This window comes from Enterobacter sp. MEB024, from assembly GCF_030209635.1.
Lineage (GTDB): Bacteria > Pseudomonadota > Gammaproteobacteria > Enterobacterales > Enterobacteriaceae > Enterobacter > Enterobacter ludwigii.
Genome location: NZ_JARVRQ010000001.1, coordinates 281379 through 298040 on the forward strand (window position 1 = coordinate 281379; position 16662 = coordinate 298040).

The 16662-nt window shown below is 56.0% G+C and carries 6 protein-coding genes; 5 read left to right on the top strand and 1 reads right to left on the bottom strand.

Going from position 1 to position 16662, the window contains the following annotated elements; genetic code table 11:
* Positions 1-16 precede the first annotated feature (16 nt).
* Positions 17-640 (bottom strand): response regulator transcription factor, encoded by a 624-nt coding sequence (locus QRN24_RS01345; RefSeq protein ID WP_032681503.1) that lies wholly within the window; start codon positions 638-640, stop codon positions 17-19.
* Positions 641-949: 309 nt separating this feature from the next.
* On the opposite strand from QRN24_RS01345, the gene QRN24_RS01350 reads away from it, so the two are divergent.
* The 5 genes from QRN24_RS01350 (at position 950) to QRN24_RS01370 (ending at position 16659) form a co-directional block, all read left to right on the top strand.
* The gene (locus tag QRN24_RS01350) at positions 950-6202 is read left to right on the top strand and encodes an Ig-like domain-containing protein (protein WP_284942237.1); all 5253 of its coding nucleotides are present in this window, start codon (positions 950-952) and stop codon (positions 6200-6202) included.
* Between the two features lie 116 nt (positions 6203-6318).
* Positions 6319-11973, top strand: a complete 5655-nt coding sequence (locus QRN24_RS01355; RefSeq protein WP_284942238.1) for an Ig-like domain-containing protein — start codon at positions 6319-6321, stop codon at positions 11971-11973.
* 46 nt (positions 11974-12019) lie between these two features.
* Positions 12020-12928 carry an OmpA family protein gene (locus QRN24_RS01360; protein WP_284942239.1) on the top strand — a complete coding sequence of 303 codons (909 nt, stop codon included), beginning with the start codon at positions 12020-12022 and terminating at the stop codon, positions 12926-12928.
* 216 nt (positions 12929-13144) lie between these two features.
* On the top strand, positions 13145-15427 hold the full coding sequence (locus QRN24_RS01365) for a type I secretion system permease/ATPase (protein ID WP_284942240.1): 2283 nt from the start codon (positions 13145-13147) through the stop codon (positions 15425-15427).
* A complete protein-coding gene (locus tag QRN24_RS01370; protein ID WP_020885110.1) occupies positions 15424-16659 on the top strand; it encodes an HlyD family type I secretion periplasmic adaptor subunit in 1236 nt (411 codons plus the stop codon). The genes QRN24_RS01365 and QRN24_RS01370 overlap by 4 nt, the downstream gene beginning before the upstream one ends.
* Positions 16660-16662 lie beyond the last annotated feature (3 nt).

Here is a 16662-nt window from a genome sequence, read left to right on the forward strand (position 1 = left end):
CCGGCGTCATTACTGTTCAATAGAGATAATTACGTTTTGCCAGATCCACCAGTTCAGTCAATTTGGATATTTTAAATTTCAGCATGATGCGCTTTTTATAAGCGCTGACGCGTTTATTATTTATATTCATTATGCCGGCAATGACCTGATTGCTGTAGCCGGCAGAAATGTAGCGCAAGATACAGATGTCAGTATGGGATAGCGATAACAACAACGAGGCGTCTCGCGGGTATTTTGTCCGGTGCAGCCTCAGTTCATTGCCATAACAGAACTGGCCGGATGCGACTTTATTGACAGTCCGGACGAGGTTGTCCAGCGTACTGCTTTTATTAAGATAGCCGGCAGCCCCCGCCTTCCTGCTAAGCTGAATGTGAAAATCACTGGATGATGAGGATAAAATCATTACCTGTGTATCAGGGATATTTTTTATTAACTGAGCCAGAGAAGAAAACACGTCTGGCTGTTGTTGCAGATGCTCCATTATTATCAAGTCGGCGTTGAACAACGAATGTTTATCCAGCAATTCTTCCATTGTGCCAAACTGCGCAACAATCTGATGACCATGTTCTGATAATAAGCCCTGGAGTCCAGCGCGAAGCAGTGGGCTGGCGTCCATGACAATGACTTTTTTGCCTGACATTCCTGGTTGTCCTGAATCGGGAAAGGAAAAATTTATTCTCTATCCCGTCAATGCAAATTTGGCTAAGACTTGTCTTTAACTGAGACTTTATTTTCCTCCTCAGCGCTGCCCTGCCTGGCCTGCCAGGTAACGGATCCTTCCTTTTATTATGTCTCCTTGCAACCTTAACCTGGTCGTTTGCGACAGGTCTTATTAAGACTCCGTCGCTCTGACAGGAAGATAGCGTCAGCCAGGGAAAGAATCCCGTATGGAAGTGCGTCTGGCGCGTTGCGCAGACACAGATCGATTATTTACACGAGAATTTAGCGAATGAATCTCAAGCCAGTAAATATTGCAGTCGTTGATAAAAATACGATTGTCAAAGCCGACGTTCTGCGCAGTGAAAAAATAGGCAGTGCCGTCAAAATTAAAGCCATCCCGAATGCAAAATACATTCTTGCTGAAGGGGAAAACGGCGTTGCGCCAGAAAACATTACCCTGAAACGTGTCGGTAAAGACCTGTTCATCATGCTGGAAGGCACTGATGAAGATCAGCCGCAGCTGATTATCGAAGACTACTTTGATAATCCGGGTGAACTGGTCGGTAAAGGGGAAGATGGTCAGTGGCATGAATACATCGCCACCGACGGTGATGATGACCACGAAGCTGCTTTCCTGCTGGACGGTGAATCCTCTGCGCAAGCGCTGGGCGCAGGCGCGATTGCCAGCCTTGACGGTCTGGCGGTTGCGGGTACCGCGTTTTCCCCTGCCTTGCTGGCACTGGGTGCATTAGCGGCGATTGGTGCGGCGATTGGCATCGGCTCCATTATCCGCCATAACCGTGGCGGCAATGACGGTAGTGATAACGGCGACGTTATTCCCCCTCCACCGACAGGTCCTGGCAAACCAACGATCGGCGAAGTTGAGGATGACGTTGGCCCGATCACTGGCCCTATCCACAACGGCGATGCCACTGACGACGCCCAGCCTGTTTTCCGTGGCGGTGGTGCGAACCCTGGCGATACCGTTGAGCTGATTGTCGACGATGAAGTCGTAGGCACCGCGATCGTGGGTGAAGACGGCAACTGGGAAGTGACGCCAGAAAAACCGCTGCCGGAAGGCGAACATGAAGCGGTGGTGGTCATCACCGATCCTGAGGGTAACGCCAGCGAACCGTCCGACCCTATTGATTTCGTGGTCGATCTCACCCCGCCGGAAAAACCGGTGATTGGTGAGGTGGAAGATGATGTCGGTCCGGTGGTTGGCCCAATCAATGACGGTGACACCACTGATGACGCCCTGCCTGTATTCCGCGGTGAAAACGGCACGCCGGGCGACACCGTTGAGCTGATCATCGACGATAAAGTCGTGGGTACCGCGGTAGTGGGGGCAGACGGTAAATGGGCAGTGACGCCGGAAAACCCACTGGCTGAAGGCCAGCACGAGGCGGTGGTGGTCATCACCGATCCGGCAGGCAACGCCAGCGAGCCGTCCGATCCGATTGGCTTTATCGTTGACCTGACTGCACCAGCGAAACCGGTGATCGGTGACGTGGAAGATGACGTCGGCCCAATCACTGGCCCGATTAACAATGGCGATATTACCGATGATACCCAGCCGGTATTCAGCGGCGGCGGTGCCGTACCTGGCGAAACCGTTGAGCTGATTATCGACGATGAAGTCGTGGGCACCGCGATTGTGGGTGAAGACGGCAACTGGGAAGTGACGCCAGAAAAACCGCTGCCGGAAGGCGAACATGAAGCGGTGGTGGTCATTACCGATCCGGCAGGCAACGCCAGCGAACCGTCCGATCCTATTGATTTCGTGGTCGATCTCACCCCGCCGGAAAAACCGGTGATTGGTGAGGTGGAAGATGACGTCGGTCCGGTGGTTGGCCCAATCAATGACGGTGACACCACTGACGACACGCTGCCTGTATTCCGCGGTGAAAACGGCACGCCGGGCGACACCGTTGAGCTGATCATCGACGATAAAGTCGTGGGTACCGCGGTGGTGGGTGCAGACGGTAAATGGGCAGTGACGCCGGAAAATCCACTGGCTGAAGGCCAGCACAACGCGGTGGTGGTGATCACCGATCCGGCAGGCAACGCCAGCGAGCCGTCCGATCCGATCGGCTTTATTGTCGACCTGACTGCGCCGGAAAAACCGGTGATCGGTGACGTGGAAGATGACGTCGGCCCGATCACTGGCCCGATTAACGATGGCGATGTCACCGATGATACTCAGCCGGTATTCAGCGGCGGCGGTGCCGTGCCTGGCGAAACCGTTGAACTGATTATCGACGACGAAGTGGTGGGCACTGCGATTGTGGGTGAAGACGGCAACTGGGAAGTGACGCCAGAAAAACCGCTGCCGGAAGGCGAACATGAAGCGGTGGTGGTCATTACCGATCCGGCAGGCAACGCCAGCGAACCGTCGGATCCTATCGGCTTTATCGTTGACACCACGCCACCGGCACAACCGACCATCGATACCGTTTTCGATAACGTTGGCGACAGAACCGGCAACCTGGCGGCAGGTGAAACCACCGATGACAACACGCCAACCTTCAGCGGTACGGCTGAAGAAAATAGCCTCGTTTACATCATCGTCAACGAGAAAGTGGTGGATTCCGTGCGTGCCACCGAAACCGGCTCCTGGACCTGGGAACCGTCTCCGGGGTTGGCTAACGGTCCGTATAACGTCCGCGTTGTTGCGGAGGATCAGGCTGGCCTGCGCTCTGAGTCGTCTGAAGACTTTAACTTTAACGTGCAGGTGGGCGGTGTCCCTACAGCGCCGGCAATTACCGATGTGATTGACGATGTTGAGTCTCACACCGGCACCGTACAGCAAAACGGTACCACCAACGACGACCGCCCAACCCTCGTGGGGACCGGTCAGGACGGTACCACCGTTTACCTGTACGACGGCGCGAACCCGGACCCGATCGGCAGTGCCGTGGTAACGGGTGGACAGTGGAAAATTGAATTTAATACGCCGCTGGCGCAGGGCGAGCACCGCTTCCGTGCGGTAGCGGAAGATGCCACCGGCAACCGCAGCCCGGAAACGGGCGAGTGGGTCATCAACATTGATTCCATCGCGCCGGGCGAGGCGACAGACGTTGAACTGTGGGACGACTTCGGTACGCCGGGGATTATTGCCGACAACGGTACGACCGATGACAACACCCCGACCTACCGGGGTAAGGGCGAAGCGGGCGGTACGGCGATTATCGACCTGGGCGATGGCACCACCGTGCGTGTACCGGTTGATGCCAGCGGCAACTGGAGCTACACCCCGGCACCTGCACTGGCGGACGGCGACTACACCTGGAAAGTCTCGATTGAAGACAAGGCGGGCAACGTCGGACCTGCATCCGACCCTATCCACTTCATCGTGGATACCAGCGGAAACGGAATTTCGATTAGCCACGTTGTGGATGATGAAGGTGGCATTCAGGGCAACCTGGCCAGCGGCAGCCACACTGATGACACGACGCCAACCGTTGTGGGCCGCGCTACGCCTGGTGCCATCGTGAAAGTCTACGTTGACGGAAACCTGGTTGACAGCGTGGTGGCCGATCCGACCACGGGTCAATGGCAGTACACCATCAGCCCGGCGCTGTCGGCCGACGGCACATATCAGATCACCGCCAGTGAAAACACCGGCACCGGTGACGGTCCACAAACCGCACCGTTTGAACTGACGCTCGATACCCGCATACCGACCGGCACCCTGGACGGTATAGCGGATGATGTCGGCCTGGTTCAGGGCGACCTGGCGAACCCGTCTGTGACCGACGATACCACCCCGACCCTGCGCGGTACCGGTGTGGCGGGCGACCGGGTGTTTATTTACGACGGTACGACCCTGATCGACTCCGTCATCGTCGGGCCTGACGGCAGCTGGAACTACACGTTACCGCCGCAGAATAACGGTACAGAGCTGGATATGAACGTGGTGTTCCAGAGCCCGACGGGCGTAAGAAGCGCACCGAGCGATTCCTGGAAAATCACCATTGATACCGAAGCGCCAACGGCCAGTGCGGTGGCTGACGGCCTGAGCAAAGACTCCGGCGTGAGCGATGCGGACTTCATCACCAATAACAGCGGCCCTGGCAGCCTGGTCACCGGCCATCTCTCGGCTGCGCTGGACGCGGGCGACAAAGTCCTTGTCTCCGTTGATGGCGGCGCGACCTGGCAGGAAGCGCTGGTCGACGGCGATAAGTGGGCCTATGTGGACACGCAGGGCCACAGCGCTGACTGGACCATTTTGACCCGTGTTGTTGATGCGGCAGGTAACTACACCGAGTCGTCGCAGAACGTGGTGGTGGATCAGGTTGCACCGGACGCTCCGACCGACGTGGTGCGGAGCGGTAACGATGTCACCGTCACGCTGCCGGGCAGCAACGTGACGGCGGGTGATTCGGTTCTGGTGAAGGTCGGAGATGTCTCTGTCACGCACACGCTGACGGCAGCGGATATCGCGAACGGTAATGTGACGCTGAGCCTGCCACCGGGCGGTTATACCGATATTCCGGTCGGGGCAGCCATTGTGGACGCGGCGGGTAACAGCTCGGACTACCGTACCAGCGACTTCACCAGCACCAACAACTTTGAATCAGCTGATGAGTTTACGGCGATCAATGCGGGCCAGTGGGTGCACGGAATGCGTTTCTCACACACGACGGATACCAGTACGGCTGACTACGAATTCGACAGACAGCCCATCGGGGTGGGAAGCACAAACAGCCTGTATCTGTTCAGTTCGTCAACAGATGGCGGGATGGAAGCCAGCATGTTTGTCGACTTCCAGTATGGCGCCAGAACCGTCGATTTCGATTTCAACCCGAGATTTGCGGGTCCGTCTACGGTGGTGACGTTCTATGACATCAACGGCAATGTGATTGGTTCTCAGCCTGTGAACGCGCCGATCAGCAACCGTAACGTCCATGTGTCGTTCAACAATCCGGAGGATACGCCGGTTTACCGGATGGAAATCCACCATCAGGAGCAGCCGGGCAGCACCGGATTTGGTTTCAGTATCGATAACCTGGTGGTGAGCGGCACGGCGAAAACCGTCACGCCGGGTGAATTCCTGGCGGATAACCAGGGCGATGTCTGGTATGGCGACGCGGCGGACAACCTCTATCAGGTGAGTGACGTGGCCAGCCTGACCGACGCGGTGATCCAGGGGGGAGAAGGGACGGACACGCTGAAGCTGTTGGGTGCGGATCAGCATCTCGATATGAGCGCGCTGACCAACAAAATCCAGTCAATGGAAGTGTTCGATATTACGGGAACAGGCAACAACACCCTGACGCTGAGCGCGGGCGATGTGCTGGAAAACGCCACACAGAACCTGTTCCACGATAACGACTTCAACCAGTTGATGGTGAAGGGTGATACAGGCGATCGGGTCAATCTCAGCGACCTGTTGCCAAACGATATAGACCCGGGCAACTGGACAAACGGTGGCACGGTTAACGTTGGCGGAGTGGAGTATCAGTCCTTCCAGATGGAAAGCCTGAATACCGAAATCCTCGTTCAGATGGGAGTGACGGTCACGCTGCAAAACCACTAATTGATATCAGGAAACGGAGGCGCCTTTAAGGCGCCTCCGGAAAGTAAAAACGTTTAGCCGTTTTTTTAATCCAGGGATTTTCCCGAACATAAACAGAATATAGTTGGATATTGAGTATGAAAAAGACCATCGCTTCTAACAACAATACTGAGCCAAACATCGCTGCTGTGGCGACACTGCCGCCGCTGCCGACCGACGTTTTACTGTGGAACGACTATCAGTTCCCGCGTGAAATTAACAATAACGATATCAGCGAAGATAACACCCCGACCATTAGCGGTAAGGGTGAGCCGGGCATGACGGCCGTGATCGACCTCGGTGACGGGCAGAGCGTTCGCGTACCCGTCAATGCAGAAGGTAACTGGAGCTGGACGCCTGCCCCTGCGCTGGCGGACGGAACCTATACCTGGTCTGTGGCGCTGGAAGATGCTGCGGGTAACCGTGGTGAAGCCACCGCGCCAGTGACCTTTATCGTCGACACCGTGGGTAATGCGGTTTCCATCAGCCACGCGGAAGATAATACCGGCACGTTGACCAACCCGCTGGCCAGCGGCAGCAGCACGGATGACCTTAAACCGGTTATCGTGGGGACGGCAACGCCCGGCTCTCTGGTGACGCTGTATGTTGACGGGGAAGCGGTGGGTACGATGACTGCCGATCCAACGACCGGTTCGTGGGCCATTGAGATCAACCCTGCGCTGGAGTCGGGTAAAACCTATGAAATTACGGCAGGGGAATTCAACGGTCCTGGTGAAATTCCACCTCCGACACGTCCATTCCTGCTGACCATCGATACCGTTGTTCCGACCGGGACGTTCGATCGCGTATCGGATGACGTTGGTCGCTATCAGGGTGACCTGCCGAATCCGGCGGTGACGGATGACACCACGCCAACCCTGCACGGTACGGGCCGTCCAGGTGACATCGTTTTCGTACGTAATGGCAGCGACATTATTAGCTCCGTAACCGTGGGCGCTGATGGCCGCTGGGAATATACCCTGCCTGAACAAACGAACGGTGCCGCGCTGGATGTGAGTGTGGTATTCCGAGGCCCAACGGGTGTTGAAAGCGCGCCAACCGATCCCTGGAAGCTGGTGATTGACACCGAAGCGCCAGTGAAACCGATCATTGGTGACGTTGAAGACGATCAGGGTCCGGTTATCGGCCCAATTAATAACGGCGATGTGACCGATGATACCCAGCCGGTATTCAGCGGCGAAGGCGCTGTGCCGGGTGAAACCGTAGAACTGATCATCGACGATGAAGTGGTAGGTACCGCGATCGTGGGTGAAGACGGTAAATGGGAAGTCACACCAGAAAATCCACTGGCAGAAGGCGAGCATGAAGCCGTGGTGGTCATCACCGATCCCGCGGGTAACACCAGCGAACCTTCCGATCCGATCGGCTTTATCGTTGACACCACGCCACCGGTGAAACCGACTATCGACACCGTCTTTGACGACGCGGGTCAGCAAACAGGTTATCTGCAAAACGGCGATATCACTGACGACAGCACCCCGACCTTTGCGGGTTCTGCCGAAGAGAACAGCCTGGTGTACATTATCGTCAATGGCCGTGAAGTTGCTTCCGTTCGCGCCACCGATGAAGGTACCTGGACCTGGACGCCGCCGCTGGGGCTGGCGAACGGTCATTATGACGTGAAAGTGGTCGCCGAAGACAAAGCGGGTCTGCGTTCGGATCCTTCCGATGCGTTCTCCTTTGATCTGCTGGCGGGCGGTATTCCAACGGCACCGGCGATCACCGATGTGATTGACGATGTCGAATCACACGTCGGCACGGTACAGAACGGTGGCATCACGAATGACGATCGTCCGGTTATTACCGGTACGGCGCAGGATGGCACCACCGTCTATCTGTATGACGGCGCGAACCCGAACCCAATCGGCAGCGCGGTGGTCACCGGTGGACGCTGGACCATTGAGTTTGATTCGGCGCTGGCGCAGGGCGAGCACCGCTTCCGCGCAGTCGCAGAAGATGTGACCGGCAACCGCAGCCCGGAAACCGGCGAGTGGGTCATTATTGTGGACTCCGTCGCACCAGGCGAAGCGGCTGACGTGGAACTGTGGGACGACTTCGGTACGCCAGGTCTGATTGGTAACAACGACACCACCGATGACAACACCCCGACCTACCGTGGTAAAGGTGAAGCGGGCGGTACCGCCATTATCGATCTCGGTAATGGCACTACCGTGCGCGTTCCTGTCGATGGCAGCGGTAACTGGAGCTACACCCCGGCACCTGCGCTGGCGGACGGCGACTACACCTGGAAAGTCTCGATTGAAGACAAAGCGGGTAACGTCGGCCCTGCGTCCGACCCGATCCACTTCATCGTGGACACCAGCGGTAACGGCGTATCCATCAGCCACGTCGTGGATGATGAAGGTGCCATTACCGGCAATCTGGGCAGCGGCAGCCACACCGATGACACGACCCCAACGGTGGTGGGCCGCGCGACGCCGGGCGCACTGGTGAAGGTGTACGTTGACGGCAATTATATCGATAGCGTGCGTGCGGATGCGGTAACCGGTAGCTGGCAGCTGACCATCACCCCTGCGCTGAGCATGGATGGGACATATCAGATCACCGCGACGGAAGATCCGGGGACGGGTGACAGTGCGCCTACCGCACCGTTTGAGCTGACGCTGGACACCAGCATTCCGACAGGGACGCTGGATCGCATTGCCGACGATGTAGGCCTGGTGCAGGGCGACCTGGCGAACCCGGCGGTGACCGATGACACCACGCCAACGCTGCACGGTACTGGCCGTGCGGGCGACACCGTGTTCATTTACGACGGCACCACGCTTGTTAATTCTGTGACCGTAGGCAATGACGGCACCTGGAACTACACGCTGCCACCGCAGAACAACGGCACCGAGCTGTCTCTGAGCGCGGTCTTCCAGAGCCCGACCGGTGTGAAAAGCGCACCAACCGCGCCGTGGGATCTGACGATTGATACCGATGCGCCAACGGCGCCGACCATTACCGGCATGTATGACGATGCGGGTACGCTGATTGCGGATGGTGGCCGTTCACGCGACACCACGCCAGAACTGCGCGGTACGGCTGAGAAAAACAGCCTGGTGAAAATCTATGGCCCGGACAGCAAAACGCCAATCGCTTCGGTGTATGCCGATGCGGACGGTAACTGGACGTGGACATCGCCTGCGCTGGCAGATGCGAAACATGATTTCTACGTGACGTCTCAGGATGCGGCGGGCAACGTCTCTGGCGAATCCAACCACTACGGTCTGGAAGTGGATACCCGCGCTGCAGCTCCGATCATTCTGGGGGCGTACGATGACGTGCAAGGCGGCATCTATAACGGCCTGGTGCCAGACGGTGGGCTGAGCAACGACGGCAATATGCAGCTACGCGGAACCGCTGAGCCAAACAGCGTCGTGTATATCTACAACGCGTATAACAACGCGGTGCTGGATACGGTGAAAACTGATGCGAAAGGTAACTGGACCTGGGATCGTGCGGTTGCTGACACGGCTGCCGGTCGTCCGCATATGTTCTACACCATTGCGAAAGACGATCTGGGTAACGTGTCGGGTAAATCTGAGACCTATTCGATCAACGTGGATACCGTTAATGCGACACCAGTTATTACAGGTGCTTATGACAACGTAGAAGGTGGTATTTATAACGGTCTGGTGGGCAACGGTGGCGTAACGAACGACCGCACGCCTGAGTTACGCGGTACGGCGGAGGCGGGTAGCGTTGTGTATTTCGTCAACACGGCGAATGGTGCGACAGTGGCTTCCACAACGGCGGGAGCTGATGGTAAATGGTCTTATCAGGCGACAACTAACTATAACCAGACATATTCCTGGCAGGTTTACTCAATCGATAATGCTGGAAACCGTTCAGCGAACTCATCAACCTTCTCACTCACGGTTGATACGGTGAATAACGCACCTGTTATCACCGGCTCTTACGATGATGTTCAGGGCGGCGTGTATAACGGTCTGGTGGGCAACGGTGGCGTAACCAACGACCGTGGCCTGGATTTACGCGGGACAGCGGAAGCGGGCAGCGTGGTGTATATCATCGACCCGGCAACCGGTGGGACTTATGGCTCGGCGGTTGCGGCTGCGAATGGCGCATGGTCATACCCAGTGACGACCAACTACAACAAGCTGTATGAATTCCAGGCTTATTCAATCGACAGGGCCGGAAACCGTTCGGCTACCTCGTCGAAATTTGGGATCACTGTGGATACGGTGAATAACGCGCCCGTTATCACCGGCTCTTACGATGATGTTCAGGGTGGTGTGTATAACGGTCTGGTAGGCAACGGTGGCGTAACCAACGACCGTGGCCTGGATTTACGCGGGACAGCGGAAGCGGGCAGCGTGGTGTATATCATCGACCCGGCAACCGGTGGAACTTATGGCTCGGCGGTTGCGGCTGCGAATGGCGCATGGTCATACCCAGTGACGACCAACTACAACAAGCTGTATGAATTCCAGGCTTATTCAATCGACAGGGCCGGAAACCGTTCGGCTACCTCGTCGAAATTTGGGATCACTGTAGATACCGTCAACGCCGCGCCGGTGATTACCAGCGTAACGGATAACGTCGGTCCGGTAACGGGCAACGTGGCCAACGCGGGTTCAACGGATGACAACACGCCGACGCTGAACGGTACCGCTGAAGCAGGTAGCACAGTGTACATCGCGGTGAACGGTTCTACGTACAGTGTCACCGCCGCCGCTAACGGCAGCTGGAGCTTAACGCCGTCTGCACTGCCGTTGGGGAACCACACGTTTAGCGTGTTCTCTATCGATAAAGCAGGGAACCAGAGTGCGGGTGTTTCACGCAGCCTGACAGTGGTTTCTCCGAAATCGAGCGGGTTCGAAGATTTTAACACTGTACCGTTCCAGAACTTTGGAAAGGGTCTGGTCACACTGCCAAGTGGTCTGAAATTTACGTTAAACGATAAATATTACCCTGGTTATGGTGCGGCGATTTATCAGTGGGGCGTTTCATCCACAAGTCGGGTATTAGCAATGACTGGCGATATCACCATGCATTTTGACGGGGTAAATGCTGTCAGCATGAAACTTTCTGGTGCGAACGATTCCGTCCAGTCTAGCGTTGTGAAGTCAACATACACCGTTTACGACACGGCAGGGAAAGTGATCTCTTCAGGATATCTGCCAGTTGGTGAGTCAACCTTCTCTGTTAATGCCCCGTCGGGGCGTGAGATTGGAAATATCGTATTCAGTATGGGGCGTGGTGCAAGCAGTGGTTTGTCGGGTGGCGGTAACACTATCAATACCGATCAGTACTGGATTGATGATGTCCGCTGGACAGTGAACACACCGCGCTCAGCATCCAGAAGCATGATGATGAACGCTGAAGAGCAGCATGACGATAACGCCAGTGTTGTTAGCACCCTGAACGATCGTGAAATCAACCTGGATAATCTCCAGCACAAGACGATTGATATTACCAACAGCAAGCAGGACAAGCTGAATATCAGTCTGCACGACGTGCTGACCCACGCTGAAAAAGATCTGTTTATCACCGATGGCAATAAACAGCTGATGGTGCAGGGTAATAAAGGCGACGTGGTAAACCTGAGCGATCTGCTGCCTGACAACAGCGACCCGGGCAACTGGACCAACGCCGGTAATGTGAAGGTATCGGGTGTTGAGTATCAGGTGTTCCACATGGAAAGCCAGGATGTCGAGCTGCTGGTACAAGCTGGCGTAACCGTCAACGTGAATAATCACTAACTTAAACTTTTCCAGGCCTCCTTTCGGGGAGGCCTCTGGAGGATTTATGACTTTTTTCAAGACCTCTTTATTTGCGGCGCTGTTTACCTCCTCCGCATTTTTCATGCACACCGCCACCGCTGCGGAGAATTTTGGCAAGGTGTATCAGCCTGTTGCACCCGTCGCTCAGACTCAGGCGCAAATTGTTTACTACCGTGACGCCGGTAACAGCACCGGCGGGGCGGCACATATTTATGTGGATAATGAATTCCACGATGCGCTGCTGCCTGGCGGTTATACCGTGTTCTGTCTGGCGCCGGGTAAGCATAATCTCGGCGCATACCAGAACGATGCGCCGCAGTATCGTGGTAAAGAACAGGGTTACAACGTCGAAATGAACGGCGGGCAAACCTATTTCGTGCGCGTCAGCCACACGATGAATGCCGTGCCGGAAGCCCGTACGCGCGAGCAGGCGGAGAAGGATTTATCGGGGCTGCGCGAGCAGACCCATGTGCTTTCTCGCGCATCCAGCGTGGAAGCCTGTAAGACTCTGGCCGCGCCTCAGTACAAAGATTACACCCTGTCCGGCGATATTATGTTCCGCTTTGGACAGTCCGGTGAAAAGGGCGTTTCCGCTCAGGGCCGCCAGGCGGTGAAAGACCTGGTGGCGACAATAAAACGTGAAAACGTCGAGCTGAAACAAATCCAGGTGATTGGCCATACGGATGCTATCGGCAGCGATCGTAGCAACTACGCGCTGGGGCTGAAGCGCGCGCAGACGGTACGTACGATGCTGGCAGAAAATGGCCTTCCGGCGCGTTTGATGGTGGCGTCCAGCGTCGGCAGTAACGAGCCGGTTGTTAATGACTGTGCCGCGTCCGGCAAGCGTGAGTTGGTTTCCTGCTATGCGCCAAACCGCCGCGTTGTTGTGCGTGTAAGCGGCGATCAGAACGTGACTGCACCTGAGCAAAAATAATCTTGCGTCCTGCCTTCCCGCAATGGGAGGGCATTCTCTTTTCCCTCGTGTATCCCTCATCAAACCTGTTTCGTGACAAAAAATAACCCGTTCCATTGAGACAGGTCTCATTAATTTAAGACTGTTCCGCGTGACAGAATATTCTTAATTTAAACCAATAAATCAATTTAATTCATTGATTTAAATATAAATAATCAATCAGGAAAAACGCGAAATATGGAATCCTCAACTGCAAATTTTCAGGAGGAACAGCTGCTTGCCGCCGCTCGCGATAACCGACAAAGTGATGATTCTCTGCTCAGAAGTATTGCCTGGGTGTGTGAGCATTATGGTCTCGGTAAAAGCGATGATGTTTTGCTGGCGGGTCTGCCTGTCGAACAACTCCTCACTCCCTCTTTAGCGCTTGATGCGCTCAAAAATGCCGGTGTGACCGGAGGGCTCATCAAGCGTAATAGCGCAGAACTGCCGGAGCAGATCTTCCCGATGATTTTGCTGCGTAAGGGCGCTGGCGGGATGGTGCTGCTGGGACGCGAGCGTCGTAAAAATGCCGAAGACAAATGGGATCTGTTCTATTCCCTGATCATGCCGGATGTCTCTGACGAGCCGGTTGAACTGAATCATGAAGCGCTTAACGAGCTGTATGTTGGCTACGCGATCGCGGCTAAACCGACTGCGCGTATTGACAGTCGGGTTAGCGATATCGCGCCGCCGCAGCCGAAAGGCCACTGGCTGTTCAGTACGCTGTGGCGCTACCGTCGTTACTATCGTAGCGCCGCGCTGGCGTCGGTGCTGGTGAACGTGCTCGCGCTGGCCACCGTGTTCTTTACCATGAACGTTTATGACCGCGTGATCCCTAACCAGGCGTTTACCACGCTCTGGTCGCTGGCGATTGGCGTGCTGGTGGCAATGATTTTTGAAGCCGTAACCCGTAGCGTGCGTGCTCACCTGCTGGATACCGCAGGAAAAAAAGCGGATCTGATTGTCGGCAGCGTGCTGTTTCGTCAGGCGCTGGCGGTGAAAATGGAGCATAAGCCCGCCTCTTCTGGCTCTTTTGCCAACCAGCTGCGCGAATTCGAATCCGTGCGTGATTTCGTCTCATCCGCGACCCTTGCAACCATTGCCGACCTGCCGTTCGTTCTGCTGTTTATTGGCATTATCTTCGCCATCGGCGGCCCGCTGGCGATTGTCCCGCTGCTGATGCTGCCAATGATCCTGCTGGTCAGTATGGCCATTCAGTGGCCGCTGGCCAAAGTGATGAAAGCCAGCCTGCAAGAAGCATCGCTGAAGCAGGGCGTCCTGATTGAATCCATCGAAGGGATGGAAACGCTGAAATCCGTGGGAGGCGAGTCCTGGATGCAGAGCCGCTGGCAAAAGTTCAGCGCCATGCAATCGTCCAGCTCGGCGGCGTCTAAGCACTACTCTACGCTGGCGATGAATTCGGTGAGTTTCCTGCAACAGCTGCAGACGGTCATGCTGATTGTCACCGGCGTGTACCTGATTGATGCCGGCACCCTGACGCAGGGCGCGTTAATCGGTACGGTCATGCTGGCCGGCCGTGTGACCGCGCCGTTAAGCCAGGTCGTCGGTTTAGCCGTGCGTTATCAGCAGGCCAAAGCCGCGCTGACTTCGCTGAACAAGCTGATGGAGAACCCAACCGATCGCAGCAGTGAGATTGACTACATCAAACAGCCTGAGTTGAACGGTGATATCGAGCTTAAAGGCATTACCTTCTCTTATCCGGCGCCGCCCATGCAGCCGAACCCGGATATCCTCAAAGGCGTGAATCTGACGATAAAACCGGGCGAGCGTGTGGCGATCGTCGGGAAAATCGGCAGCGGTAAATCCACGCTGCTGCGCATCATTGCCCGCCTTTACACGCCGGTGAAAGGGCAGATTTTCAGTAGCGGTCTGGACGTGAATCAAATTGAGCCGTCTGACTGGCGAAACAACGTAGGGTTTGTGGGGCAGGATGCGCGTCTGTTTTACGGCACATTGCGCGAAAATATCATGATTGGCCGTCAGAATGCGTCGTCTGATGAGTTCCTCAAGGTACTGCGTTTAACCGGGCTGGACCACATTGCCGCGCGCCACCCGCGTGGCATTCATATGCCCGTTGGCGAGCAGGGCAACAGTTTGTCCGGCGGCCAGCGTCAGCTGGTCTCCCTGGCGCGAACGCTGTTGGCGCGTCCTAACCTGTTGCTGCTGGATGAACCGACCAGCGCGATGGATGCGCAGACCGAAGCCCTGTTCCTGCAACACCTGAAAATCGCGACTGCCGGACACACGCTGGTTGTTGTTACCCATCGCCCGTCGTTGCTGGCGCTGGTGGACAGAATGGTGATTATTGAGGACGGCAAAATCGTTGCGGATGGTCCAAAACAGCAGATTCTGGCTGCGCTCAACGGCACGCCAACAGCGCAACCTGAGCAGACGCCCGCTAACGACAGTACGCCAGCGCAAGCTGTGCCAGTAAAAGAGCAGGCGGAGGCCAGCGCATGAAATTTCTAAAACAGAAGAAAAATAAACCACTCTCAGCGCGTGATGCCGCCTGGATGAGCGATATCCAGGAGGCGCTGTTCTCCCAGACCACGCCAAAATCGCGACTGGTGTTATGGCTCATCCTGGCGGTGTTCATCGGCTTCTTAACCTGGGCGCATTTCGCCAAAGTGGAAGAGATCACCAAGGGTGATGCGAAGATCGTTTCAAAAAGTCGCGAACAGATTATCCAGAGCCTCGAGGGCGGGATACTCGAAGAGTTGAACGTCCGTGAGGGCGATATCGTTGAACCGGGGCAGGTACTGCTGAAAATCGACCCGACGCGTGCGCAATCGAGTTATCAGGAGACGCTGCGCAAGGTGGTGGCACTGGAAGCGACCGTTAACCGCCTGCGTGCGGAAGCGTATGGTCTGCCGCTGACCTTTAGCGACCGCGTGAAAAAGTATCCTTCTGAGGTCGAGCTGGAAACCCGCGCTTACAACAGCCGTAAGCAAGCGCTGGAAGAGGGCGTGGCTTCGCTTGAGAAGAGCTATCGTCTGGCGCAAAACGAAATTGCCATGTCTGAGCCGCTGGCGGCGCGCGGCCTGCTTTCCGAAGTAGAGCTGCTGCGCATGCGCCGTCAGGCAAACGACCTGCAATCGCAGATTGTTGAGCGCCGCAACCGCTATCAGGCGGATGCCAACGCCGACCTGATCCGTCAGGAGCTGGATCTGGTGCAGGCTGAAGAGAGTCTGACCGGTCGCGAAGACATTGTGAACCGCACAACCATTACCGCACTGGTAAAAGGCACGGTCAAAAATGTGCGGGTTACCACTATTGGCGGGGTTATTCAGCCTGGTGAACACATCATGGAGATCGTGCCGCTGGAAGATCAACTGCTGGTGGAAGGGAAGATCAAACCGTCTGACGTGGCCTTCCTGCATGCAGGTTTGCCTGCCATGGTGAAAATCACCGCTTACGATTTTGCAATCTACGGCGGCCTGAAGGGGCAAGTGTCTCTCGTCAGTCCGGATACGTTAAAAGATGACGCTAAAGCTGCGGCGGGCCGTCCTGATGATACGTATTACCGGGTGATGGTCTTAACTGACAGCAGCACCCTCAAAGCAGGGGATAAAGCCCTGCCGATTATTCCCGGCATGATTGCGACCGTGGAAATTCGTACGGGCGAAAAAACCATTCTCGATTACCTGCTGAAACCTATTTTCAAAGCGAAAGAAGCCTTCCGGGAGCGTTAATTT